At 60.7% G+C, this 22217-nt stretch carries 22 protein-coding genes; 12 read left to right on the forward strand and 10 right to left on the reverse strand.

From position 1 onward, the window contains the following. Window position 1: 1 nt before the first annotated feature. The 5 genes from livM (at window position 2) to QRN33_RS02865 (ending at window position 5601) form a co-directional block, all read left to right on the forward strand. On the forward strand, window positions 2–1303 hold the full coding sequence (gene livM / locus QRN33_RS02845) for a high-affinity branched-chain amino acid ABC transporter permease LivM (RefSeq protein WP_024011385.1): 1302 nt from the start codon (window positions 2–4) through the stop codon (window positions 1301–1303). After that, window positions 1300–2172: an ABC transporter ATP-binding protein gene (locus QRN33_RS02850; RefSeq protein WP_042608954.1), complete on the forward strand. Its 873-nt coding sequence runs from the start codon at window positions 1300–1302 to the stop codon at window positions 2170–2172. Before livM ends, QRN33_RS02850 begins: the two co-directional genes overlap by 4 nt. Continuing rightward, window positions 2169–2885: an ABC transporter ATP-binding protein gene (locus QRN33_RS02855; RefSeq protein WP_042608953.1), complete on the forward strand. Its 717-nt coding sequence runs from the start codon at window positions 2169–2171 to the stop codon at window positions 2883–2885. The genes QRN33_RS02850 and QRN33_RS02855 overlap by 4 nt, the downstream gene beginning before the upstream one ends. Window positions 2886–3723: 838 nt before the next feature. Continuing rightward, window positions 3724–4488, forward strand: a complete 765-nt coding sequence (locus tag QRN33_RS02860; protein WP_083354089.1) for an SDR family oxidoreductase — start codon at window positions 3724–3726, stop codon at window positions 4486–4488. Window positions 4489–4695: 207 nt separating this feature from the next. Beyond that, window positions 4696–5601: a cation diffusion facilitator family transporter gene (locus QRN33_RS02865; RefSeq protein WP_285406798.1), complete on the forward strand. Its 906-nt coding sequence runs from the start codon at window positions 4696–4698 to the stop codon at window positions 5599–5601. A gap of 93 nt (window positions 5602–5694) precedes the next feature. Here the strand turns inward: QRN33_RS02865 and QRN33_RS02870 are convergent, their stop codons facing one another. The 7 genes from QRN33_RS02870 to QRN33_RS02900 all read right to left on the reverse strand — a co-directional run bounded on the left by QRN33_RS02870 (window position 5695) and on the right by QRN33_RS02900 (window position 11013). Further along, entirely contained in the window at window positions 5695–6828 is a 1134-nt protein-coding gene (locus QRN33_RS02870) for an AGE family epimerase/isomerase (protein ID WP_285406801.1), read from the reverse strand. Between the two features lie 183 nt (window positions 6829–7011). Next, entirely contained in the window at window positions 7012–7584 is a 573-nt protein-coding gene (locus tag QRN33_RS02875) for a HupE/UreJ family protein (RefSeq protein WP_064363060.1), read from the reverse strand. A gap of 27 nt (window positions 7585–7611) precedes the next feature. Further along, window positions 7612–8226 (reverse strand): urease accessory protein UreG, encoded by a 615-nt coding sequence (gene ureG, locus QRN33_RS02880; protein WP_285406806.1) that lies wholly within the window; start codon window positions 8224–8226, stop codon window positions 7612–7614. Between the two features lie 23 nt (window positions 8227–8249). Then, window positions 8250–8924, reverse strand: coding sequence for an urease accessory protein UreF (locus QRN33_RS02885; RefSeq protein ID WP_064363055.1), 675 nt, complete (start codon window positions 8922–8924; stop codon window positions 8250–8252). Further along, window positions 8921–9421 (reverse strand): urease accessory protein UreE, encoded by a 501-nt coding sequence (ureE, locus tag QRN33_RS02890; RefSeq protein ID WP_042608946.1) that lies wholly within the window; start codon window positions 9419–9421, stop codon window positions 8921–8923. Before ureE ends, QRN33_RS02885 begins: the two co-directional genes overlap by 4 nt. Before the next feature lie 298 nt (window positions 9422–9719). Further along, window positions 9720–10352 carry a TetR family transcriptional regulator gene (locus tag QRN33_RS02895; RefSeq protein WP_042608945.1) on the reverse strand — a complete coding sequence of 211 codons (633 nt, stop codon included), beginning with the start codon at window positions 10350–10352 and terminating at the stop codon, window positions 9720–9722. Between the two features lie 154 nt (window positions 10353–10506). Beyond that, window positions 10507–11013 (reverse strand): hypothetical protein, encoded by a 507-nt coding sequence (locus QRN33_RS02900; protein ID WP_065615518.1) that lies wholly within the window; start codon window positions 11011–11013, stop codon window positions 10507–10509. 383 nt (window positions 11014–11396) lie between these two features. Between QRN33_RS02900 and QRN33_RS02905 the strand changes: the two genes are divergently transcribed. Continuing rightward, window positions 11397–13472 (forward strand): AsmA family protein, encoded by a 2076-nt coding sequence (locus QRN33_RS02905; RefSeq protein WP_285406816.1) that lies wholly within the window; start codon window positions 11397–11399, stop codon window positions 13470–13472. A 101-nt stretch (window positions 13473–13573) separates the two neighbouring features. On the opposite strand, the gene QRN33_RS02910 is transcribed toward QRN33_RS02905, so the two are convergent. Beyond that, window positions 13574–14104, reverse strand: coding sequence for a ferritin-like domain-containing protein (locus tag QRN33_RS02910; protein WP_042608942.1), 531 nt, complete (start codon window positions 14102–14104; stop codon window positions 13574–13576). Between the two features lie 229 nt (window positions 14105–14333). Here QRN33_RS02910 and QRN33_RS02915 point away from each other — a divergent pair, with 229 nt between their 5' ends. Next, the gene (locus QRN33_RS02915; protein ID WP_285406820.1) at window positions 14334–14984 is read left to right on the forward strand and encodes an FMN-dependent NADH-azoreductase; all 651 of its coding nucleotides are present in this window, start codon (window positions 14334–14336) and stop codon (window positions 14982–14984) included. Between the two features lie 90 nt (window positions 14985–15074). After that, entirely contained in the window at window positions 15075–15953 is an 879-nt protein-coding gene (locus tag QRN33_RS02920) for an esterase/lipase family protein (RefSeq protein WP_042608941.1), read from the forward strand. Between the two features lie 114 nt (window positions 15954–16067). On the opposite strand, the gene QRN33_RS02925 is transcribed toward QRN33_RS02920, so the two are convergent. Next, window positions 16068–16955 carry a DMT family transporter gene (locus tag QRN33_RS02925; protein ID WP_123419918.1) on the reverse strand — a complete coding sequence of 296 codons (888 nt, stop codon included), beginning with the start codon at window positions 16953–16955 and terminating at the stop codon, window positions 16068–16070. Between the two features lie 94 nt (window positions 16956–17049). On the opposite strand from QRN33_RS02925, the gene QRN33_RS02930 reads away from it, so the two are divergent. The 3 genes from QRN33_RS02930 to QRN33_RS02940 all read left to right on the forward strand — a co-directional run bounded on the left by QRN33_RS02930 (window position 17050) and on the right by QRN33_RS02940 (window position 19564). Continuing rightward, entirely contained in the window at window positions 17050–17844 is a 795-nt protein-coding gene (locus QRN33_RS02930) for an AraC family transcriptional regulator (protein WP_285406824.1), read from the forward strand. Window positions 17845–17907: 63 nt separating this feature from the next. Next, entirely contained in the window at window positions 17908–18213 is a 306-nt protein-coding gene (locus QRN33_RS02935; RefSeq protein WP_083354095.1) for a PsiF family protein, read from the forward strand. A gap of 337 nt (window positions 18214–18550) precedes the next feature. Next, the gene (locus tag QRN33_RS02940) at window positions 18551–19564 is read left to right on the forward strand and encodes an AI-2E family transporter (protein ID WP_101158351.1); all 1014 of its coding nucleotides are present in this window, start codon (window positions 18551–18553) and stop codon (window positions 19562–19564) included. 141 nt (window positions 19565–19705) lie between these two features. On the opposite strand, the gene QRN33_RS02945 is transcribed toward QRN33_RS02940, so the two are convergent. Continuing rightward, a complete protein-coding gene (locus QRN33_RS02945) occupies window positions 19706–20980 on the reverse strand; it encodes an Hsp70 family protein (RefSeq protein ID WP_285406832.1) in 1275 nt (424 codons plus the stop codon). Between the two features lie 291 nt (window positions 20981–21271). On the opposite strand from QRN33_RS02945, the gene QRN33_RS02950 reads away from it, so the two are divergent. After that, window positions 21272–22216 (forward strand): DnaJ C-terminal domain-containing protein, encoded by a 945-nt coding sequence (locus QRN33_RS02950; RefSeq protein WP_024011397.1) that lies wholly within the window; start codon window positions 21272–21274, stop codon window positions 22214–22216. Window position 22217: the final 1 nt, after the last annotated feature.

A 22217-nucleotide genomic window follows, 5' to 3' on the forward strand; every position in this document is an offset into this window, starting at 1 on the left:
GATGTCTGCAACCACTGAAAAATCCATCGATATCAAAAAAAGTCTGGTCGAGGCGATTCTTGCCGGCCTGATTGCGCTGATCGTGTTCGGGCCGATTGTCGGCGTGGTCCTCGACGGCTACAGCTTCAATCTCGAAGCAACCCGCGTGGCGTGGATCATTGCCATCGTCATGGCCGGGCGTTTTGCCCTCAGCCTGTTCCTGCAGACGCCCAAGGGCCTGAAGATCCTCGACGGATTCGAGAGCACCGGTTCCGGCGTGCACGTGCTGCCGGCGGATTACAAATCGCGGCTGCGCTGGATCATTCCGTTGATCATTGTGCTGGCGATCATCGTGCCGTTTGTTTCCAACTCCTACCTGCTTGGCGTGGTCATCCTCGGTTTGATCTACGTACTGCTGGGGCTGGGGCTGAACATCGTGGTCGGTCTGGCCGGTCTGCTCGATCTCGGCTACGTGGCGTTTTACGCCATCGGTGCCTACGGTCTGGCGCTGGGCTACCAGTATCTGGGGCTGGGTTTCTGGACCGTGCTGCCATTGGCGGCGATCACCGCGGGCCTGGCCGGTTGCATTCTGGGTTTCCCGGTGCTGCGTCTGCACGGTGACTATCTGGCGATCGTGACCCTGGGCTTCGGTGAAATCATTCGTCTGGTGCTGAACAACTGGCTGTCCCTGACCGGTGGCCCAAACGGCATGCCAGCGCCACTGCCAACGTTCTTCGGTCTGGAATTCGGCAAGCGGGCGAAGGATGGCGGGGTACCGTTTCACGAGTTCTTCGGCCTGACCTACAACCCGGACGTGAAGTATTACTTCATCTACGCGGTGTTGTTCTTGGTGGTACTGGCGGTGCTGTACGTCAAGCATCGTCTGGTGAAAATGCCGGTCGGTCGCGCCTGGGAAGCCCTGCGTGAAGATGAAATCGCCTGCCGCTCGATGGGCCTCAACCACGTGCTGGTCAAGCTCTCGGCGTTCACCATCGGTGCGTCGACGGCGGGTCTGGCCGGGGTGTTCTTCGCCACCTATCAAGGCTTCGTAAACCCGACCTCGTTCACCTTCTTCGAATCGGCGCTGATCCTCGCCATCGTCGTGCTCGGCGGCATGGGCTCGACCATCGGCGTAGTCATCGCTGCGTTCGTACTCACCGTCGCCCCGGAACTGCTGCGCGGTTTCGCTGAGTATCGAGTGCTGCTGTTCGGCATCCTGATGGTGTTGATGATGATCTGGCGACCACGCGGGCTGATCCGCATCAGCCGCACCGGGGTCAAACCACGCAAAGGTGCCATTCACTACGAGAGGACTGCGCCATGAGTGAAGTCGTACTCTCTGTTGAAAAACTGATGATGCATTTCGGTGGCATCAAGGCTTTGAGCGATGTCAGCCTGAAGGTCAAACGCAATTCGATCTTCGCCCTGATCGGCCCCAACGGCGCTGGCAAGACCACGGTGTTCAACTGCCTGACCGGGTTCTACAAGGCCTCTGGCGGCAAGATCGAACTCAACGTGCGTGGCCAGCAGACCAACGTCATCCAGCTGCTGGGCGAGTCGTTCAAAGCGACCGATTTCGTCTCGCCGAAATCCTTCCTCAGCCGCATGTACTACAAAATGTTCGGCGGGACTCACCTGGTGAACCGTGCAGGTCTGGCCCGGACGTTCCAGAACATTCGCCTGTTCAAGGAAATGTCGGTGCTGGAAAACCTGCTGGTGGCGCAGCACATGTGGGTCAACCGCAACATGCTCGCCGGCATCCTCAACACCAAGGGCTATCGCAAGGCCGAGAGCGATGCGCTGGATGTCGCCTTCTACTGGCTGGAAGTGGTCGATCTGGTCGACTGCGCCAACCGTCTCGCCGGTGAGCTGTCCTACGGTCAGCAACGGCGTCTGGAAATTGCCCGGGCCATGTGCACGCGGCCGCAGATCATCTGCCTCGACGAACCGGCCGCCGGCCTCAACCCTCAGGAAACCGAAGCGCTGAGCGCGATGATCCGGCTGCTGCGCGACGAGCACGATCTGACCGTGGTGCTGATCGAACACGACATGGGCATGGTCATGAGCATTTCCGATCACATCGTGGTCCTCGACCACGGCATCGTTATCGCCGAAGGCGGACCGGAAGCGATTCGCAGCGATCCGAAAGTGATTGCAGCCTACCTGGGCGCCGACGAAGAGGAGCTGGTATGAGCCAACCGATCCTCGAATTGCGCAATCTGGACGTGTTCTACGGCCCGATCCAGGCGCTCAAAGGCGTTTCGCTGCAGATCAACGAAGGCGAGACCGTCAGCCTGATCGGCTCCAACGGCGCCGGCAAGTCGACCCTGCTGATGTCGATCTTCGGTCAGCCCAGAGCGGCGGGCGGGCAGATTCTTTATCAAGGCGTCGACATTACCCACAAGTCCTCGCATTACATCGCCTCCAACGGCATCGCGCAGTCGCCGGAAGGACGGCGGGTGTTCCCCGACATGACTGTCGAGGAAAACCTGCTGATGGGCACCATCCCGATTGGGGACAAGTACGCCAAAGAGGACATGCAGCGCATGTTCGAGCTGTTCCCACGGCTTGAAGAACGACGCAATCAGCGCGCGATGACCATGTCTGGCGGTGAGCAGCAGATGCTCGCCATCGCCCGTGCGCTGATGAGCCGGCCGAAATTGTTGCTGCTCGATGAACCGAGCCTGGGCCTGGCGCCGATCGTGGTGAAGCAGATTTTCGCCACCCTGCGTGAACTGGCGAAAACCGGGATGACCATTTTTCTCGTCGAGCAAAACGCCAACCATGCGCTGAAGCTGTCGGACCGGGCGTATGTGATGGTCAACGGCGAGATCCGTCTGACCGGCACAGGCAAAGACCTGTTGGTGAATGAGGAGGTGCGTAACGCCTATCTGGGCGGGCACTGATTCTTCTCGCGGTTATACACAGCCCCGGCGACGAGAGTCCCGGGGCTTTTTTATCCCCCCAACTCACCACCTCCCCCTGTAGGAGTGAGCCTGCTCGCGATAGCGGTGTGTCAGTCCTGTAGATGCTGCTGAATAACCGCGATCGCGAGCAGGCTCACTCCTACATTGGAATTGCACAACTTTCAGAATTGTGGAAAACAAATTCCCCAAGCTGCCAAAGCGCGACATATAGACGCTGCAAATGGCTGTTTTTCCACAGTTTTGACTTGTCCCCGATTGCTGTGGAGCTGGCTGTGCATAACGTGGGTGTATATGGTTGCAGCCCTTGTAATCCGTGGCTTTCAAGCTTGTGGTTGTTTTTTGATCAGGCAATTTCAAGCAAGCGCGGGGTGCCATTGTCAACCTTTTTATAGCGTTGGCAGCACACAGGATTTCGTATGCCTCGGCCTGTGGATAAGTCTGTGACTAAACTCTGGAAAGACCTCGCTGGAGGCCGTAATTGCTGGCCTCGCGCAATCACGCGGTTGTACCGTCCGTCGTGCAAAATGCCCTGTCCCGCACATCCGGTCACTCAGGGTCAAGCAAAAAACTTTGCATTTCGCCCGCAAAGCCCTGTGCAGCGCGGCTTTGCGCGTTTCTACTTGCCCCCGGAAACTGTGGAGCAGACTGTGGATAACGTGCGTGCACATGGCTGGAAGCCACGCAGGCTAAGGACTTGGTGCGTCTGGTTGATTTTTGTACAGGCGGCGGGTGTTGCCCGTATCCGCGAGGGCGGGCATGCTGCCTGCTGATTTTCTATTCCAAGGGCTGCCGTGGCGGCCGAAGCAAGGAGAACACGATGTCCGACACCCTGTTTATCACCGGCGCGACGTCCGGTTTTGGTGAAGCCTGTGCCCGCCGTTTTGCCGAGGCTGGCTGGAAACTGGTGCTGACCGGCCGTCGTGAAGAACGCCTCAACGCCCTCTGCAGCGAGCTGTCGAAGCAGACCGAAGTGCACGGTCTGGTCCTCGATGTGCGTGATCGCAAGGCGATGGAAGAGGCGATCGCCAACCTGCCGCCGTCGTTCGCCAGACTCCGTGGCCTGATCAACAACGCCGGCCTGGCGCTTGGTGTCGATCCTGCGCCCAAGTGCGACCTGGACGATTGGGACACCATGGTCGACACCAACGTCAAAGGCCTGATGTACGCCACTCGCCTGCTGCTGCCACGCCTGATCGCCCACGGCCGTGGCGCCGGTATCGTCAACCTCGGTTCCATTGCCGGCAACTACCCGTACCCGGGCAGCCACGTGTATGGCGCGACCAAAGCCTTCGTCAAACAGTTCTCGCTGAACCTGCGTTGCGATTTGCAGGGCACGGGCGTGCGCGTGAGCAACATCGAACCCGGCCTGTGCGAAAGCGAGTTCTCGCTGGTACGTTTCGCCGGCGACCAGGAACGCTACAACGCCACTTACGCCGGCGCCGAGCCGATCCAGCCGCAGGACATCGCCGAGACAATTTTCTGGGTGATGAACACCCCGGCGCACATCAACATCAACAGCCTGGAGCTGATGCCGGTGAGTCAGACCTGGGCCGGGTTTGCCATTGAGCGTAACAAGGCTTGATACCTGATCCTGTGGCGAGGGAGCTTGCTCCCGCTGGACTGCGCAGCAGGCCCCTGCTTTTTTGCTGAAACAGGGGGGGGCGCTTCGCACCCCAGCGGGAGCAGGCTCCCTCGCCACAAAGTCGGGTGTAAATCGACGATAAGCTAAACTCCGCACTCAGCCAGCCCGCCGCACCCCGCGGTGTGCAAGGTTTCATGAGGAGTTCAAGTGAGTAACCGAGGTGAGCAGGCACTGCTCAAACAATCGACGCTGCTGATGCTGGCGGTGTCAATTGCCGGGATCGTCACCGGTTTTGTTTCAGGTTCGCAATCCATCCTGTTCGATGGTTTTTTCTCGCTGATCGCAACGTTTATCAAAATCCTGATGCTGATCACCGCCCGGTTGATCGCCAAGCAAAGCAATCAGCGTTTCCAGTTCGGCTTCTGGCATCTGGAGCCGATGGTGCTGCTGATTGAAGGCAGCTTCCTGCTGCTGATCGCCATCTATGCATTTCTCAATGGCCTGTTCGGCATCATCAACGGTGGTCGCGATATCGAGCTGGGTCTGGTGATCGTCTACGCGGCGGTGTTCACCGTCGTCGAGTTCGCTTATTTCTTCTACGTGCGCCGGCGTAATCGCACGCTCAAATCCAGCCTGATCCAGTTCGACAACATCAGTTGGCTGGTCGATGCGATGCTCTCGGTGGGCTTGTTGATCAGTTTCCTCGCCGCGCTGCTGCTCAAGTCCCAGGGTTATGGCGAGTGGGCGGTGTATGTCGACCCGCTGATCCTTATCGTACTTGCGCTGAGCATGCTGCCCCCGGCGTTGAAGATCCTCGGCCCGGCATTGCGTGATGTGCTGGGTATCGCCCCGGACACGCTGGATGAGCAGGTACGGCAGGTGATGGAGGTGGCGAAGGTCGAGCATGGTTTCGACGATTACGTCTCCTACGTACAAAAGCACGGTCGGGCGCGGTTCATCGAAATTCATGTGGTGCTGCCGGCGGCTTATCCGTTGCGCAATGTCGCGCAGCTGGACGCGTTGCGTGAGCAGATTTCCGCGCAGTTGGGCAAGCCGGATGCGGCGCGGTGGCTGACCATCAGTTTCACCGGGGACAAGAAGTGGATTGCCTGATGACCGCGTAACGGCATTCGCGAGCAGGCTCGCTCCTATAATTTGAAATGCGTTTCTGTGTAGGAGCTGCCGAAGGCTGCGATCTTTTGATCTTCAAGCAAGATAAGCGGCCAAACCGTGGTAGCACGTAGCCAAATGATAAGGCGTGGTCGAAGGCATGTCCTTGCGGCTGACTTCGCCGTTTTCATCCCGGCACTCGTGCCACCCACCGGTATGCAGAAACCGTTGCTGCAACGCCTGCAACTGGCGCAGCACCGCCGCTTCGCTGTCCTTGCGCAACGTCAGTGCGCGCAGGTATTCGGCCTGAGCCCAGATACGCTGGGTCGAATCCCTTGGTCGGCCATTGCTTTCCAGATCAAGCATCGCCCGCACGGCGCCGCAAGATTCCAGCACGCCATATTGTTCGGTAAAGGCAAACGCCCGATCCAATGCCCGATGCAGTTTGGAATCGCGCAACAGCGGCGACGATTCGAGCAGGAAATACCATTCGAACTGATGCCCCGGCTCGTACCAGTTATCCACAGCCCCCAGCGGCTTCTCCATCAACACGCCATGTTGCGGATCGACGAATTGCTTGTGCATGGCTGTGCATAACTCAAGCAGGGCTTTCTGCGTCTGCGGATCTTCGCGCACCGCAAGGGTAGCCAGAAAGGCTTCAGCCAAATGCATCAGCGGATTTTGCAACGGGCCGGTCTGCAAGGTGATCCAGTCACGCTCAAGGCAGGCTTCGTACAAGCCGTCACCGGTGGCAAAACGGCGGCCGATGATTTCCAGCGCGGCGTTCAATGTCGACTCGGCCAGCGAATCGCCGGACTTGTTCCAGTAATGCGCGCAGGCAAACAGAATGAAAGCGTGGGTGTAGAGATCCTTGCGCTGATCCAGCGGCTTGCCCTGGGCGTCGATGCTGTAGAACCAGCCGCCATGCTCGGCGTCATGGAAGTGCCGTTGCAAGGAACGGAACAGCGCCGCCGCCCGTGCTTCGGCGTTATCCACAACCCCGATCAGGCTGGAGAACAGGTACAGCTGCCGTGCGCAGGCCATTGCCCGATAACGTTGCGCCGGCAACGCTTGATGCGCGGCGTCCAGCGCCTCATAGGGCAACGCCATGTCGGCATTCCAGCCCGGGCCTTGCCACAGCGGCACGATGACATGCAGAAAATGCTTCTGCACCTCGGCAAACAGGGCGGTCAATTCGGGCAGGGTGGTGGAGCGGGAAGCGTGGGGCATGAGCGGATGTCGTCACGGGCTGGGGCGATTGCGCGACATGGTAGCAGAGAGCACTGCTTGAGAGATGCGGTGTCTGTCAGGCCGTCTTCGCGAGCAGGCTCGCTCCCACAGTGGATTTGCAGCGTACATAAAACCTGTGGGAGCGAGCCTGTTCGCGAAGAGACCAGTGCAGGCGCTAAACAATCATCCTGCCAACAACCAGACCCCGGTCGCCGCCGAAGCCGCACCCGCCAGTCGCACAAGCGGTGCCGCTGCCTGCGGAAGAACCCGCACCACGCCATAGCCGAGCGCATGCAACACCGCCGTCGCCGCGACAAACCCGGTCGCATACGCCCACGGGCTGCTCATCTCCGGCAACTCCAGCCCATGCGCCACGCCATGGAACAGCGCAAACAGCGCCGTCGCCGCCACCGCCATCACCAGCGGTGGACGCACCGCCAGTGCCACGGCCAGGCCCAGCGCCAATACCGACGCGGCAATCCCGCTTTCCAGCGCCGGCAACTCCAGCCCTTCAAAACCGAGCAGGCCGCCCAGCAGCATGGTGCCGACAAAGGTGCACGGCAGCGCCCAGCGCGCCGCGCCTTGTTGCTGCGCCGCCCACAAACCGACGGCGAGCATTGCCAGCAAATGGTCGAGACCGCCGATCGGGTGGCTGATGCCCGCGACCAGGCCACTGTCGCCATGGCCCGGGTGAGCGAAGGCCAGCGCCGGTGTCAGCAGCAGCGCCACGGCGCCAAGAATGCGTTTGAATGTCATGGATAAGCTTCCTTGTTGATAAGTGAGTCAGGCGGCGGTCAGCAGGCCCTGGCGTTCGATGAAGGCGATGATTTCTTCAAGGCCCTGACCGGTTTTCTGGTTGCTGAACACGAACGGCTTGCCGTTGCGCATGCGTGTGGTGTCGCTGTCCATCATTTCCAGCGAGGCGCCCACCAGCGGCGCCAGGTCGATCTTGTTGATCACCAGCAGGTCGGACTTGCAGATCCCTGGGCCGCCCTTGCGCGGCAGCTTGTCGCCGGCGGAAACGTCGATCACGTAGATGGTGAGGTCGGACAGCTCGGGGCTGAAGGTCGCCGAGAGGTTGTCGCCGCCGGACTCGACCAGAATCAGATCCAGCCCCGGAAAGCGTCGGTTCAGTTGGTCGACCGCTTCAAGGTTGATCGAAGCGTCTTCGCGGATTGCGGTGTGCGGGCAACCGCCGGTTTCCACGCCGATGATCCGCTCCGGCGCGAGGGCCTCGTTGCGCACCAGGAAATCGGCGTCTTCGCGGGTGTAGATATCGTTGGTGACCACGGCGAGGTTGTAGCGCTCGCGCAGGGCCAGGCACAGGGCCAAAGTCAGCGCAGTCTTGCCGGAACCGACCGGGCCGCCGATGCCGACGCGCAGAGGTTGTGTTTGCATTTCATTCTCCAAAATAAACAGGCCTAAGAGCGGAAGAGACGGCTGTACTGGCGTTCATGGGCCATGCAGGCCAGGGACAGACCGAAAGCGGCGCTGCCGATGTGTTCGGGGTTGATTTGGCTTGCGTCGTGCTGCGCCTGTTGCAGCAGCGGCAGCAGCTCGCTGGTCAGGCGCTGGGCGGCTTGCTGGCCCAGCGGCAGAGTCTTCATCAATACGGCGAGCTGGTTTTCCAGCCAGCTCCACAGCCACGCGGCAAGTGCGTCCTGGGGGCTGATGCCCCAGGCGCGCGCGGCCAGTGCCCAGCACAGGGCCAGATGCGGTTCTGTGATCTGTGCAAGAAAATCGCGGGCGGACGCGTCGAGTTCCGGCAAACCGTTCAACAACTGCTGCAAGGAGTAGCCCATCTGCCGGCTCTCCAGATGCAGTTCGCGGGTTTCGCGGCTGGCACGATGGTTTTCGCAAAGTAGCTGCAGGTCGGCCCAGTTTTCGTCCGCCGCCGCCCGGCAATGCGCCAACAGCAGCGGCGCTTCGAAGCGGGCGAGATTGAGCAGCAGTTGGTCGCTGATCCAGCGACGGGCGCTGTCCGGGTTGTTCACCCGGCCGTTATCCACCGCCATTTCCAGACCCTGGGAATAGCTGTAGCCGCCAATCGGCAATTGCGGACTAGCCAGACGCAGCAGCGCCCAGGCCGGATTCACAGGCGCACGCCGAACTGATGGAGTTTCGGCGCGTAGTTGAAGTCTTCGTCACCGTGGCGGGAATGATGATGGCCGCCGCCGTAGGCGCCGTGCTCCGGCTGGAACGGCGCTTCGATGGCTTCGACTTGTGCGCCGAGCTGTTCGAGCATGGCCTTGAGCACGTAATCGTCGAGCAGGCGCAGCCAGCCATCGCCGACCTGCAGGGCGACATGGCGGTTGCCGAGGTGATAGGCCGCGCGCGTCAGTTCGAACGCATTGGCGCAGGTGACATGGAGCAATTGTTCGGGACGGGCGCAGACGCGCACGACGCGGCCGTCTTCGGCCTGCAGGCATTCGCCGTCATGCAGCGGTGGCTGGCCGCGCTCCAAAAACAACCCGACGTCTTCGCCTTCGGCACTGAAACAGCGCAAACGGCTTTTGCTGCGCGCTTCGAAGGTCAGGTGCAACTCGGCGGCCCAGACGGGTTGAGGGTCGATTCTGCGATGAATCACCAGCATCGGAAAGCTTCCAGCAATGAACGTTGATTGGGCTAGAGCAAGGGCCGCGCCAATCGCACGAGATGTAGGAAATAGCTGTCGGCGCGCATCCGATCTTTCAACAGGCGCGGGGATTCTGGAAGGTTTTGGTGCATGAAGAATTTGTCATGCACCAAAGAGAGGCTGTCGCGGTGCACCCTTGTAGGAGTGAGCCTGCTCGCGATGACGGTGGATCAGTCAGTAAATATCTGACTGTTAAACCGCTATCGCGAGCAGGCTCACTCCTACAGGGGATATGTGTTGTCGCGGTAGGAAGGTGTTATTCGGTACTGCCCAGCCCTTGCCAGTGCTTGAGGCCGATGAAGATGAAGCGCAACTGTTGGGTGATCTTCGCCTGCGGCGTCAGGTGCTCCGGCAAGGCTTCGGGCGGTGGGTCGATGATGTCGGGGAGGGTGGCGAAGACTGATTTGACGATCAGGTCGGCCATCACGCTCAGACCCGCCAGATCCAGATGTTGCAGTTTGGGCATCAACGCCAGGTCCGCCGCGAGGTCGGCGCTGATGTTTTCGCGCAAGCGTCCGATTGCCTGCCGTACCGGCAGCGAGCCGCCGTATTGTTCGCGGGCGAGAAACAGGAATTGCGAGCGGTTGGCGTTGACCACATCGAGGAAGATGCGCACCGAAGCGTCGATGATGCCTCCCATGACGAATTCATTGTGCCGCACCAGGCGGATGGTCTCGCGGAAGGTCTGGCCGACTTCGCTGACCAGCACCAGCCCCAACTCGTCCATGTCGGCAAAGTGACGATAGAATCCAGTGGGCACGATGCCGGCGGTCTTGCTCACTTCGCGCAGGCTCAGGCTGCCGAATCCTCGGCCGCTTTCCATCAGGTGGCGGGCAGCGTCCATCAAGGCGTTGCGGGTCTGTTGTTTCTGTTCGGCGCGGGGCAGCATCGCAGGGTGTGTTCTTCGGCAGGACAAGCGCCGCACTCTAGCAAATCGGCTTTGTCGGCGTCGAACGGGGAGTCGTTCAGCGAGGAATTTACAGAAGCTGAAAAGTCAAAAGCCCAATCCGCTGATTGGGCTTTTTTGCCGGGCCGTCATGGGCTCAGCTCAGTTTGCTGTTGCGTTCGATCACACGGTCACCACCGCCTTCAGCGAGGGCTTGACCCAGTGGGGTTTTATCGAAGCCGTCATCAGCCAGGGTCTGGCCCTGTGGAGTGCGCTCGGAACCATCGGAAGCCAGGGTCTGGCCTTGTGGGGTGCGCTCGGTGCCGTCGGAGGCGAGGATCTGACCTTGAGGCGTGCGATCCGAACCGTCTTGCACCAGACCTTTTTCTTCGAGGCGATTGCGACCGTTTTCAGCCAGGGCCTGGCCTTGTGGGGTGCGATCCGAGCCGTCTTGAACCAGGCCTTTTTCTTCGAGGCGGTTGCGGCCGTTTTCAGCCAGGGTCTGACCTTGTGGAGTGCGCTCGGAACCGTCGGAAGCTACGGTCTGGCTAAACACCGAGTGGCTCGATTTGATTTGCGGAGTGGCCTGATCGGCAGCGGGCAGGGCGAAAGCAGTGCTGGCTAGCATCGAAAGGGTAAGGCTGAGCAGTAATTGGCGTTTCATGATAGTGGCTCCTTGGGAGGGCGATAAAGTGGGTACGAGGGCAATGCTACTCTCGATAAGTCGATATAAAAGTTCATAAACGCAATGGTAATAATCAACAGAATTGATTGTTCCACGCGAAGGCTCTAGCACGGGCCTTTGCGGGCGGCGGTTTTGCACCGTCGTGGGTATTTTCGACTCACTCGCGCCTCGTAAAAGTGCGGGTCGCGGTAACACTGCTCGACCGATCGGTCAGATTTGCTGCGCTTTTTATGGCTTAAACTGCCTTTCGATTAAACCTGCGGGCCTTTCGCCAGTCACAGACTGCATAGGGGCCGCTTCGGTCTGCCGTTTCAGCTGTGCGTCGGGTAATCGGCGTGCAGTCGTGATCAGGAGCTTTGTGCATGACGCGCACTGGAAAAATCTTCAGCTGGACCTTCGCCATCCTCGTGCTGCTAGTGGCAGCCTTGATTCTGATCATCGTGTTCTTCGACTGGAACCGGATCAAACCCACCATCAACGCCAAAGTCTCGGAAGAACTGCACCGGGCGTTTGCTATCAATGGCAACCTCGCGGTGATCTGGCAGCGCGAGCCGGAAGAGGGCGGCTGGCGTGCCTGGGTGCCGTGGCCGCACGTGGTCGCGGAGGACCTGAGCCTGGGCAATCCGGACTGGTCGACGCAGCCGCAGATGGTCACGCTGAAACGCGTCGAGCTGCGCATTTCGCCGCTCGCCCTGCTGGCCCAGCGCGTGGTGATTCCGCGCATCGACCTGACCGAGCCGAATGCCGAGCTGCAACGTCTGGCCGATGGCCGCGCCAACTGGACCTTCAAATTCGACCCCAAGGACCCGAACGCCGAGCCATCGAACTGGGTGGTCGATATCGGCGCGATCGGCTTCGACAAGGGCCACGTGACCCTCGACGATCAGACCCTGAAAACCAACCTTGATGTGCTGATCGACCCGCTCGGCAAGCCGATCCCCTTCAGCGAAATCGTCGGCGACAAAGCGGCGAAAACCGCGCAGGACAAGGGCGGCGCACCGCAGGACTACGCTTTTGCGCTCAAGGTCAAAGGCCAGTACCACGCGCAGAATCTCACCGGGCAGGGCAAGATCGGCGGACTGTTGGCTTTGCAGGACGCGAGCAAACCGTTCCCGTTGCAGGCCCAGGCGAAGATTGGCGACACCCGAATCGAGCTGGCCGGCACCCTCACCGACCCGCTCAACCTCGGCGCCCTCGACCTGCGCCTGAAGCTCGCCGGCGATAGCCTTGGCAATCTCTATCCGCTGACCGGCGTAACCCTGCCGGACACGCCACCGTATTCCACCGACGGCCACCTGATCGCCAAGCTGCACGACGAGGCCGGGGCGAGATTCACTTACGAGAAATTCAACGGCAAGATCGGCGACAGCGACATCCACGGCGACCTCACCTACGTCGCCAGCCAGCCACGGCCGAAACTCAGCGGTGCGTTGCTCTCCAATCAACTGCTGTTCGCCGACCTCGCGCCATTGATCGGCGCCGACTCCAACACCGAACAGAAAGCCCGTGGCGGTGCGAGCAAGCAACCCGGGGACAAGGTTCTGCCGGTAGAAGAGTTCAAGACCGACCGCTGGCGCGCCATGGATGCCGACGTCGAGTTCACCGGCAAGCGCATCGTCCACAGCGAGAAGCTGCCGTTCAAGGATCTCTATACCCATCTGAAACTCAACGATGGCGAGCTCAGTCTCGAGCCGCTGCGCTTTGGCGTCGCCGGCGGCACGCTGGATGCGCAGATTCGCCTCAATGGCCGCACCGAACCACTGGAAGGCCGGGCGCGTTTGACCGCACGCAAGTTCAAGCTGAAAGAGTTGTTCCCGACTTTCGAACCGATGAAAACCAGTTTCGGTGAGCTCAACGGTGATGCCGACATCAGTGGCCGTGGCAACTCCGTAGCGAAGCTGCTTGGCGGCGCTAACGGCAATCTGAAGATGCTGATCAACGACGGCGCGATCAGCCGTGAGCTGATGGAGCTGGCCGGGCTCAACGTCGGCAACTACGTGGTCGGGAAAATCTTTGGCGACAAGGAAGTGAAGATCAACTGCGCGGCGGCGGACTTCGATATCAAGACCGGCCTGGCGACCACGCGGCTGTTTGTCTTCGATACCGAGAACGCGATTATCTACATCGATGGCACGGCAAACATGGCCACCGAGCGATTGGACCTGACGGTGACACCGGAATCCAAGGGCTGGCGCCTGATCTCCCTGCGCTCGCCGCTGTATGTGCGCGGCAAGTTCATCAAGCCGGATGCCGGCGTCAAAGCCGTACCGTTGATGCTGCGTGGGGCGGGGATGGTCGCTTTGGGCGTGATCGCCGCACCAGCGGCGGGATTGCTGGCGCTGGTGGCGCCGAGCGGTGGCGAGCCGAATCAATGCGCGCCGTTGCTGGAGCAGATGAAGCAGGGCAAGGCGCCGGTGACCGTCAAACCTACCAAGTAAGCAGGGCAGATCAAAAGATCGCAGCCTTCGGCAGCTCCTACATTTGGAATGCGTTCCTTGTGTAGGAGCTGCCGAAGGCTGCGATCTTTTGCTGTTAAGGGTTACAGGTCGTTGAGGATGTCCGCCATGTCGTCGGCGTGCTCTTCTTCCTGGGCGAGGATGTCTTCGAAGATGCGGCGGGTGGTCGGGTCCTTGTCGCCGATGTACTGGATGATTTCCCGGTAGCTGTCGATCGCGATACGCTCGGCCACCAGATCCTCGTAAACCATTTCCTTGAGCGAATTGCCGGCCACGTACTGCGCGTGGGACAGCTTGCTCAGCAGGTCGGGGTTGAACTCCGGCTCGCCGCCCAGTTGCACAATGCGTTCAGCGAGGCGATCGGCGTGTTCGGCTTCCTGGTTGGCATGCTCGAGGAATTCGTCGGCGGCGACGTTGGCTTTCAGGCCGTTGGCCATGAAGTAGTGGCGCTTGTAGCGCAATACGCAGACCAGTTCGGTGGCCAGCGACTCGTTCAGCAAGCGCAGCACCTCCTCACGGTTGGCACTGTAGGTCTCGGTGACCGCGCCGTTTTCCACGTGTTGCCGTGCGCGTTCGCGCAGGGTTTGAACATCAGACAAATGCAGGTCACTCATTTCATTCTCCTGGAGGCTAATCCGATGGGCGCCACGTTCTGAAGACGCGGTCGCTACCCAGGTTGTGAGTCTTGAGCGAAGCGAAAAGTTTTATGCGATTTACGCCGGGCTCCGTGCAGGAACTGCTGAAGACTGCGATCTCGGCGTCAGTCCAGACATTTGTATGGAGCAGCTGCGAGCTCCAAGCTGCAAGCCTCAAGAGGTTTGAGTTTAGCCTGAGGATTTATAGATGAGCAGGATTCTTGTGGTGCATGGCAGTCCGCGTGGGGATCGGTCGACTTCGCGGCGTTTGGCGGAGGGATTTTTGAGTGCCTGGCAGGAGCGTCATCCAGAAGGGCAGGTGACCCGCCGCGAAGTCGGGCGGGTGCCGGTTCCTGCGGTCAACGAGGCTTTTGTGGCGGCGGCGTTTTATCCACAACCGCAGGCGCGGCCATTGGTGATGCAGGCGGATCTGGCGCTCAGCGATCAATTGGTCGACGAGTTGTTCACCCACGATCTGCTGCTGATTTCCACGCCAATGTACAACTTCAGCGTGCCCAGCGGGCTCAAGGCCTGGGTCGATCAGATTGTGCGGTTGGGGCTGACCTTCGATCACACGCTGGACAATGGCGTCGCGCAGTACAGCCCATTGTTGCAGGGTAAGAAAGCCTTGATCGTCACCAGTCGCGGCGGTTTCGGCTTTGGCCCGGGCGGGGACCTGGCGCTCAATCACGCCGACCCATGGCTGCGCACTGCGCTGGGCTTTATCGGTATCAATGACGTCAGCGTGGTCGCGGCAGAAGGCGAGGAGTCCGCTGAGCGCACCTTCGCGGTGTCGGTGGCCGAGGCCGAGCAGCGTTTGCTCGAACTGGCCCGGGAGTTTCAGGTGGGGTTGATGTAGGCTCATCCAAGAGTTGTCATCGTCACGGTGGATGCTTGGCGGGCGTCTTGCACGTCAGGCCTCCACTCACCGCGCACAAGGATGTAACCCATGTCGACACGTTATCCACTGGTGCTGGTGCCGGGCATGCTCGGCTTTGTCCGGCTGGTGCTTTACCCGTACTGGTTCGGCATCATCAAGGCCTTGCGCCGTGGTGGTGCGACGGTGATCGCGGTGCAGGTTTCGCCGCTCAACTCCACCGAAGTGCGCGGTGAGCAGTTGCTGGCGCGGATCGAGGACATTCTCCGCGAGAGCGGGGCGCAGAAGGTCAATCTGTTCGGTCACAGCCAGGGCGCGCTGACGGCGCGCTATGCAGCGGCGAAACGTCCCGATCTGGTCGCCTCGGTAACATCGGTGGCCGGGCCGAATCACGGTTCGGAGCTGGCCGATCATCTGGAAAAGAACTATCCGGCGAACACCGCCAAAGGGCGTCTGCTCGAAGCATTGTTGCGCTTGATCGGCTGGATCATGGCGATGCTCGACACCGGTTATCACGGGCCAAGATTGCCTGTGGATATCCACGCCTCCCACCACTCGCTGACGACGGCGGGCGTTGCCTTGTTCAATCAACGTTATCCACAAGGGTTGCCGCAAACCTGGGGCGGGCAGGGCCCGGAAGAGGTCAACGGCGTGCGGTACTACTCTTGGTCAGGAACGCTGCAACCGGGCAAGACCGATCGTGGTGGCAATCTCTTTGACGGCACCAATCGCAGTTGCCGCCTGTTCGCCACGACCTTCGTTCGCGAGCGGGGGCAGTGCGATGGCATGGTCGGTCGTTACAGCTCGCATCTGGGCACGGTAATCGGTGATGACTATCCGCTGGATCATTTCGACATCGTCAATCAGTCGCTGGGGCTGGTGGGCAAGGGCGCGGATCCGGTGCGGTTGTTTGTCGAGCATGCGGCGCGGCTGGAGGCGGCTGGGTGTTAGCAGTCAGACCGCGTTATCGTTCTTCGCGAGCAAGCTCGCTCCCACAGGTGTCTGCATTTCAACTGAAGGAATGCGCTTGAATGTGGGAGCGAGCCTGCTCGCGAAAGCGTCGGTTCAGGCGACGCTCATCCTGCGGCCCAACACCGTGGTCCAGCGCTCCGATAAAACCACCCCACCCAAGGTCAGCAATCCGCCCACCAGGTGATACATCGCCAACTGCTCCTTCAGCACCACAGCGGCAATCATCGCGGTAATCAGCGGCAGCAGATTGAAGAACAACGTTGTCCGGCTCGGCCCCAGCCGCTGCACCGCCTGCATCCACGCCAGCGGCGCGACCATCGAAGCGAGCAGGCACGCATACAGCACCAGCGGCACGTTTTGCAGATTCAAACCGGTCTTCGGCGACACCGCGAACAACGGAAACAACACCACAATCGCCACCAGCACCTGCAAGTACAGGAGCACCAACGGTGGCAGGCGCAGCTGCCATTTTTTCAACAGCGTGCTGTAAACCGCATAGGCCAGCGTCGCGATCAGCATCATCGCGTCACCCATGTTGACCCCGTGTTGCAGCAGCGCACCGAGGCTGCCGGCTGACACCACCACCAGCACGCCAGCGAACGACAGCACTGCACCGACCAAGGCCCCTGCAGTCAGGCGCTGGCCAAGGCTGATGATCGCCATGGCCAGCGACATCAACGGCATCAGCGAGAGAATGATGCCCATGTTGGTGGCCGTGGTCAGTGTCGCGGCGAAGTAGGCGAGGCTTTGATACACCGCCATGCCGAGCACGCCGAGGACGAAGATCCGCCCCAGGTTCGGCCGAATCTGCGGCCAGTGCGCGATGACTTTGCGCAGCATGAACGGCGTAAACAGCAGCCCGGCCAGCAGCCAGCGATAGAAACCGATCTCGGCGGGGAAGATCGCCCCGACGGCCAGTTTGTTGATCACGGTATTGCCAGCCCAGATGAAAATCGCCAGCAGGGGAAAAGCGTATTGCATGGGACAAAACCTACGTTGATGAAGCGCGATTATCCCCTGTCTGGATGCAGGCCTATACTGCGAACCAGACAACCTGCCTCTGCATCCGGACAGCATGAACAGTAAACACATCGACTTGCTCGCATTCAGCCAATTGCCGTCAGCGGTGTACTTCCGCTACGCCGATTTCAATGCCCACGAATATGCCGCGCCCCATCGGCATCCCTGGGGCACGCTGGAATATGCGGCCCATGGCGTGCTGCACATGGATGTCGACGGCAGTCGCTTCATGTCGCCGCCGCAATACGCGGTGTGGGTGCCGCCCGAGGTCGAGCACAGTTTCTACAGTCATCAACCGGTCAACTACCGCGCGGTGTGCCTTGATCCCGATGTCTGCGCGCGCTTGCCGGCGCGCGCCTGCACGTTGGCGATCAGCGACATTCTCAAGGCGATCCTCAAGGACTTCGCCGCCCGCGATGTGAAAATCCCCGAACATGCGGCCGATCAGCGTCTGGCCCAGGTGCTGGTCGATCAACTGCAACAAGCGCCGGTGCAGGAATGTTACCTGCCATATGCGAGCAGTCCCGGGCTGCTGACGATTCTGGAAACCTTGCAGGCCGCGCCGGGCAACAATCAGCCCTTGGCGCATTGGGCCGCGCAGGTGCATGTCAGCGAGCGCACGCTGGCGCGGCAGTTTGTCCGCGAACTGGGCATGAGCTTTGGCGAGTGGCGTCAGCGCCTGCGTTATCTGGCGGCGATCGAAGCGCTGGAGACGTCGCGTTCGGTGCAGGAAATCGCTTTCGATCTCGGCTACAGCAGCGGCTCGGCCTTCATCGCCATGTTTGCCCGCCAGGCTGGCTGTACGCCGGAACAGTATCGGCGCAGTCACCTCGAGGGCAGGAAGGTGTAACAAGCTTTGACTACACTGCGACAGAGGCCGCATCCATCGGTGCGGCAACAAGGAGAAAACTCCATGAAGATGTTGCGTGTGCCGTTGTTGATGATCGGTCTGCTCCTGTGTTCCCAGGGTTTCGCCGCCACGGCGCAACAGAACAAGATGACCACCTGCAATGCCGATGCGACCGCCAAGAGCTTGAAGGGCGATGAGCGCAAGGCGTTCATGAGCACCTGCCTGAAAGCGGCGCCAGCGGCCAACGATGGCAAGGCGCTGACCCCGCAGCAGCAGAAGATGACTACCTGCAATGCCGATGCGAAAACCAAGGCGCTGACCGGCGATGCGCGCAAGACATTCATGAGTGAGTGTCTGAAGAAGAAATAAGCGGGCGCCATGCGTGCCCGATTGATTCGGTCGGCTTGAGATTTGCCCTCACCCTCACCCTAACCCTCTCCCGGAGGGAGAGGGGACCGACCGCATGGATACCGACAGGAACTGTGGTCTGAAATACCGAGTCGATGGCGGATTCGGCGCTGCACGTTCAGGTCGGCAAATTTCTCGAGCAACCCCCAATCGGTCCCCTCTCCCTCTGGGAGAGGGCTACAGTGAGGGGGAAAATCGCACGCGTTGCACGAAAATCCGAAACCCCGCATATCCCTAGTGCTAACCCCGGATCGCTGGCAGACTGCCCATCCTTTCACGCCGTTCGTTTTGAGGCTGTATGCCAACGTTTTCTCAGCGTCATGTTGTGTTCTGGGTCAGTTGCATCATCATTTTTGGCGGATTGCTGCTGGTGCTGCCGCTGCGCCTGTTGCCGAGCCTGCTGGCCGGGTTGCTGGTGTTTGAGCTGGTCAACATGCTCACCCCGCAACTGCAACGACTGATCGAAGGGCGGCGTGCGCGCTGGTTGGCGGTGGCGCTGCTCGGCACGCTGGTGGTGAGTGTGCTGGCGCTGATCTTCGCCGGGGCTATCAGTTTCCTCTTGCATGAAGCGGAAAATCCGGGCGCTTCGCTGGATAAGTTCATGGGCGTGGTCGATCGCGCGCGGGGGCAGTTGCCGCCGTTCATCGACGCCTATCTGCCGGCCAGCGCGGCGGAGTTTCGCGTGGCGATCGGCGAGTGGGCGAGCAAGCATCTGGCCGACCTGCAACTGGTCGGCAAGGACGCCGCGCACATGTTCGTCACCCTGCTGATCGGCATGGTGCTCGGCGCGATCATCGCCCTGCAGCGCATCCCCGACGTGACCAAGCGCAAACCCCTGGCCGCGGCCCTGTTCGACCGTCTGCATCTGCTGGTGCAGGCGTTTCGCAATATCGTCTTCGCCCAGATCAAGATTTCCCTGCTCAACACGGTGTTCACCGGGATCTTCCTCGCAGTGATCCTGCCGATGTTCGGCATCAAGCTGCCGCTGACCAAAACCCTGATCGTGCTGACCTTCCTGCTCGGCCTGCTGCCGGTGATCGGCAACCTGATGTCGAACACGCTGATCACCATCGTCGGCCTGTCGCTGTCGATCTGGGTAGCGATCGCCGCGCTGGGCTACCTGATCGTTATCCACAAGCTCGAATATTTCCTCAACGCGCGCATCGTCGGCGGGCAGATCAGTGCCAAGTCGTGGGAGTTGCTTCTGGCGATGCTGGTGTTCGAAGCCGCGTTCGGTTTGCCGGGCGTGGTGGCGGGACCGATTTATTACGCGTATCTGAAGAGTGAGTTGAAGCTGGGCGGGATGGTTTGAGCTGACTGTCTGGCTGTCGACCATTGTGGCGAGGGAGCTTGCTACCGCTGGGGCGCGGAGCGGCCCCGCTCTTGAAAGTCCAAAGCAGGGGCCTGCTGCGCAGTCCAGCGGGAGCAAGCTCCCTCGCCACAGAGATTGTGGTCAGTTCATGGCGCCGTAGCGCTTCATCGCTTCAATCGCCAAACCGCTGCCAATGCTGCCAAAGATGTTGCCTTCGACATGCCGCGCGTTCGGCAACATTGCTGACACGCTGTTGCGCAGGGCCGGGATGCCGCTCGAACCCCCGGTGAAAAACACCGTGTCGACCTGATCGACCGCCACGCCGGCGTCATTCAACAGCTGCGTAACGCTGCCGCGCACGCGCTCGAGCAAAGCTTCGATTGCCGATTCGAACAGCGCACGCGTCAGCTCGACGCTCAGGCCGGCTTCGATGCGGTCCAGCGGCACGTGACGGCTGTCGGCGTGGGTCAGCTGGATCTTGGTTTCTTCGACTTCCATCGCCAGCCAGTGGCCGGCGCGCTGTTCGATCAGTTTGAACAGGCGATCGATGCCGCCGGTGTCTTCGATGTCGTAGCGCATGCTGCCCAGGGCCAGCGTGGACTTCTGCGAGTACACCGAGTTGATCGTGTGCCAGGTCGCCAGGTTCATATGGTGGCTGGTCGGCATGTAGGCACCGCTTTTCATCCGGCTGCCGTAGCCGAACAGCGGCATCAGGCCCTGCAGGCTCAGCTGTTTGTCGAAGTCGGTACCGCCGATGTGCACGCCGCCGGTGGCGAGGATGTCATCGTGACGGTTATCCACAGAGCGGCGCTCAGGCGACAGGCGCACCAGCGAGAAGTCGGAGGTACCACCGCCGATGTCGACGATCAGCACCAGCTCTTCTTTTTCGATGGTCGACTCATAGTCGAATGCCGCCGCGATCGGTTCGTACTGGAACGACACGTCTTTGAAACCGATCTTGCGCGCCACTTCGACCAAGGTGTCTTCGGCTTCCTGGTCAGCCAACGGATCGTCATCGACGAAAAATACCGGACGGCCCAGCACCACTTGTTCGAATTCCCGACCGGCGGTGGCTTCGGCGCGGTTCTTGAGCTGACCGATGAACAGCCCGAGCAGGTCCTTGAACGGCATCGCCGTGCCGAGGACGCTGGTGTCGTGCTTGATCAGCTTGGAACCGAGCAGACTCTTGAGCGAGCGCATCAGCCGGCCTTCGTAGCCTTCCAGATACTCGTGCAGGGCCAGGCGACCGTACACCGGGCGGCGCTCCTCGATGTTGAAGAAGACCACCGACGGCAGGGTGATCTTGTCGTCTTCCAGCGCAATCATGGTGTCCATGCCGGGGCGCAGCCAGCCGACGGTGGAGTTGGACGTGCCGAAGTCGATGCCGCAGGCACGGGCTGGAGAGGCGTCTTTCATGTCTTTCGGATTCCGGTCAAAAAACGGCCGCGCAGTGTATGTCAGTGCGCGGCAGATTCGAAGGCCGGTCATCCGCTATTTCGCCACCTGGCAGGTTGAAAACCGCCGCATCGCCCCAAACTTGCTGGCATGGGCCGGCAGACACACCGGCGGTCGCAAGAACCGTCGTCCACTGCCGATAAACTTCTGCGGCGCCACCCGGTCACAACCTTGAGATCGGTCAACCCGGCACGCGCCATTCGGGCGCACGCTGGCCTCGGCGCGAAATCGATAACGGATGGTGATCCTTCAATGGACTTCAAAGACTATTACAAGATACTCGGCGTGGAGCCGACAGCCGACGACAAGGCCATCAAAGCGGCCTATCGCAAGCTGGCGCGCAAATACCACCCCGATGTCAGCAAGGAAAAAGACGCCGAGGCCAAGTTCAAGGACGCCTCGGAAGCCTATGAAGCGCTGAAAAGCGCCGACAAGCGCGCTGAATACGACGAGTTGCGTCGTTATGGCCAGCACGGTCAGCCGTTCCAGGGGCCACCGGGTTGGCAGAGCCGTGGCGGTTTTGGCGGCGGCGGTGGCGACACCGGCGACTTCTCGGACTTCTTCAGTTCGATCTTCGGCAATCGCGGCCCCGGTTTCGGTGGCGCCGAGAGCCGCCAATCACGCGGACGCCGAGGGCAAGACGTGGAAATGGAATTGCCGGTCTTCCTCGAAGAAACCCTGTCGAACGAATCGAAGAAAGTCACCTTTCAGGTGCCGCAATACAACGCGCACGGCCAGCACGTGAGCAACACCAGCAAGAGCCTGAACGTGAAGATCCCGGCCGGCGTGACCGACGGCGAGCGCATTCGCCTCAAGGGCCAGGGCGCACCGGGCATCGGTGGCGGAGCGAATGGCGATCTGTACCTGACCATTCGTTTTGCGCCGCACCCGAAATTCGATGTCGAAGGCGAAAACCTGATCATCACCTTGCCGCTGGCGCCGTGGGAGCTGGCATTGGGCACTGAAGTGGCCGTGCCGACCCTCACCGGCAAGATCAACCTCAAGGTTCCGGCCGGCAGCCAGAATGGCCAGCGCATGCGTGCCAAGGGCCACGGCCTGCTGAACAAGGCCGGCGAGCGCGGTTATCTGTTCGTGCAACTCAAGGCCGTGATGCCGAAAGCGTCCGACGATGAGGTCAAGGCGCTGTGGCAGGAACTGGCGAAGAAAGCTGCGTTCAACCCGCGAGAGAACTTCTGAA

The sequence above is a fragment of the Pseudomonas sp. FR229a genome (assembly GCF_030209115.1).
Lineage (GTDB): Bacteria > Pseudomonadota > Gammaproteobacteria > Pseudomonadales > Pseudomonadaceae > Aquipseudomonas > Aquipseudomonas moraviensis_A.

What these genes read in the sequence shown, in the direction of transcription:
- livM (WP_024011385.1), top strand. Translation starts at nt 2, where the DNA reads ATGTCTGCAACCACTGAAAAATCCATCGATATCAAAAAAAGTCTGGTC.
- QRN33_RS02850 (WP_042608954.1), top strand. Translation starts at nt 1,300, where the DNA reads ATGAGTGAAGTCGTACTCTCTGTTGAAAAACTGATGATGCATTTCGGT.
- QRN33_RS02855 (WP_042608953.1), top strand. Translation starts at nt 2,169, where the DNA reads ATGAGCCAACCGATCCTCGAATTGCGCAATCTGGACGTGTTCTACGGC.
- QRN33_RS02860 (WP_083354089.1), top strand. Translation starts at nt 3,724, where the DNA reads ATGTCCGACACCCTGTTTATCACCGGCGCGACGTCCGGTTTTGGTGAA.
- QRN33_RS02870 (WP_285406801.1), bottom strand. Translation starts at nt 6,828, where the DNA reads ATGCCCCACGCTTCCCGCTCCACCACCCTGCCCGAATTGACCGCCCTG.
- QRN33_RS02875 (WP_064363060.1), bottom strand. Translation starts at nt 7,584, where the DNA reads ATGACATTCAAACGCATTCTTGGCGCCGTGGCGCTGCTGCTGACACCG.
- ureG (WP_285406806.1), bottom strand. Translation starts at nt 8,226, where the DNA reads ATGCAAACACAACCTCTGCGCGTCGGCATCGGCGGCCCGGTCGGTTCC.
- ureE (WP_042608946.1), bottom strand. Translation starts at nt 9,421, where the DNA reads ATGCTGGTGATTCATCGCAGAATCGACCCTCAACCCGTCTGGGCCGCC.
- QRN33_RS02895 (WP_042608945.1), bottom strand. Translation starts at nt 10,352, where the DNA reads ATGCTGCCCCGCGCCGAACAGAAACAACAGACCCGCAACGCCTTGATG.
- QRN33_RS02900 (WP_065615518.1), bottom strand. Translation starts at nt 11,013, where the DNA reads ATGAAACGCCAATTACTGCTCAGCCTTACCCTTTCGATGCTAGCCAGC.
- QRN33_RS02905 (WP_285406816.1), top strand. Translation starts at nt 11,397, where the DNA reads ATGACGCGCACTGGAAAAATCTTCAGCTGGACCTTCGCCATCCTCGTG.
- QRN33_RS02910 (WP_042608942.1), bottom strand. Translation starts at nt 14,104, where the DNA reads ATGAGTGACCTGCATTTGTCTGATGTTCAAACCCTGCGCGAACGCGCA.
- QRN33_RS02915 (WP_285406820.1), top strand. Translation starts at nt 14,334, where the DNA reads ATGAGCAGGATTCTTGTGGTGCATGGCAGTCCGCGTGGGGATCGGTCG.
- QRN33_RS02920 (WP_042608941.1), top strand. Translation starts at nt 15,075, where the DNA reads ATGTCGACACGTTATCCACTGGTGCTGGTGCCGGGCATGCTCGGCTTT.
- QRN33_RS02925 (WP_123419918.1), bottom strand. Translation starts at nt 16,955, where the DNA reads ATGCAATACGCTTTTCCCCTGCTGGCGATTTTCATCTGGGCTGGCAAT.
- QRN33_RS02930 (WP_285406824.1), top strand. Translation starts at nt 17,050, where the DNA reads ATGAACAGTAAACACATCGACTTGCTCGCATTCAGCCAATTGCCGTCA.
- QRN33_RS02935 (WP_083354095.1), top strand. Translation starts at nt 17,908, where the DNA reads ATGAAGATGTTGCGTGTGCCGTTGTTGATGATCGGTCTGCTCCTGTGT.
- QRN33_RS02940 (WP_101158351.1), top strand. Translation starts at nt 18,551, where the DNA reads ATGCCAACGTTTTCTCAGCGTCATGTTGTGTTCTGGGTCAGTTGCATC.
- QRN33_RS02945 (WP_285406832.1), bottom strand. Translation starts at nt 20,980, where the DNA reads ATGAAAGACGCCTCTCCAGCCCGTGCCTGCGGCATCGACTTCGGCACG.
- QRN33_RS02950 (WP_024011397.1), top strand. Translation starts at nt 21,272, where the DNA reads ATGGACTTCAAAGACTATTACAAGATACTCGGCGTGGAGCCGACAGCC.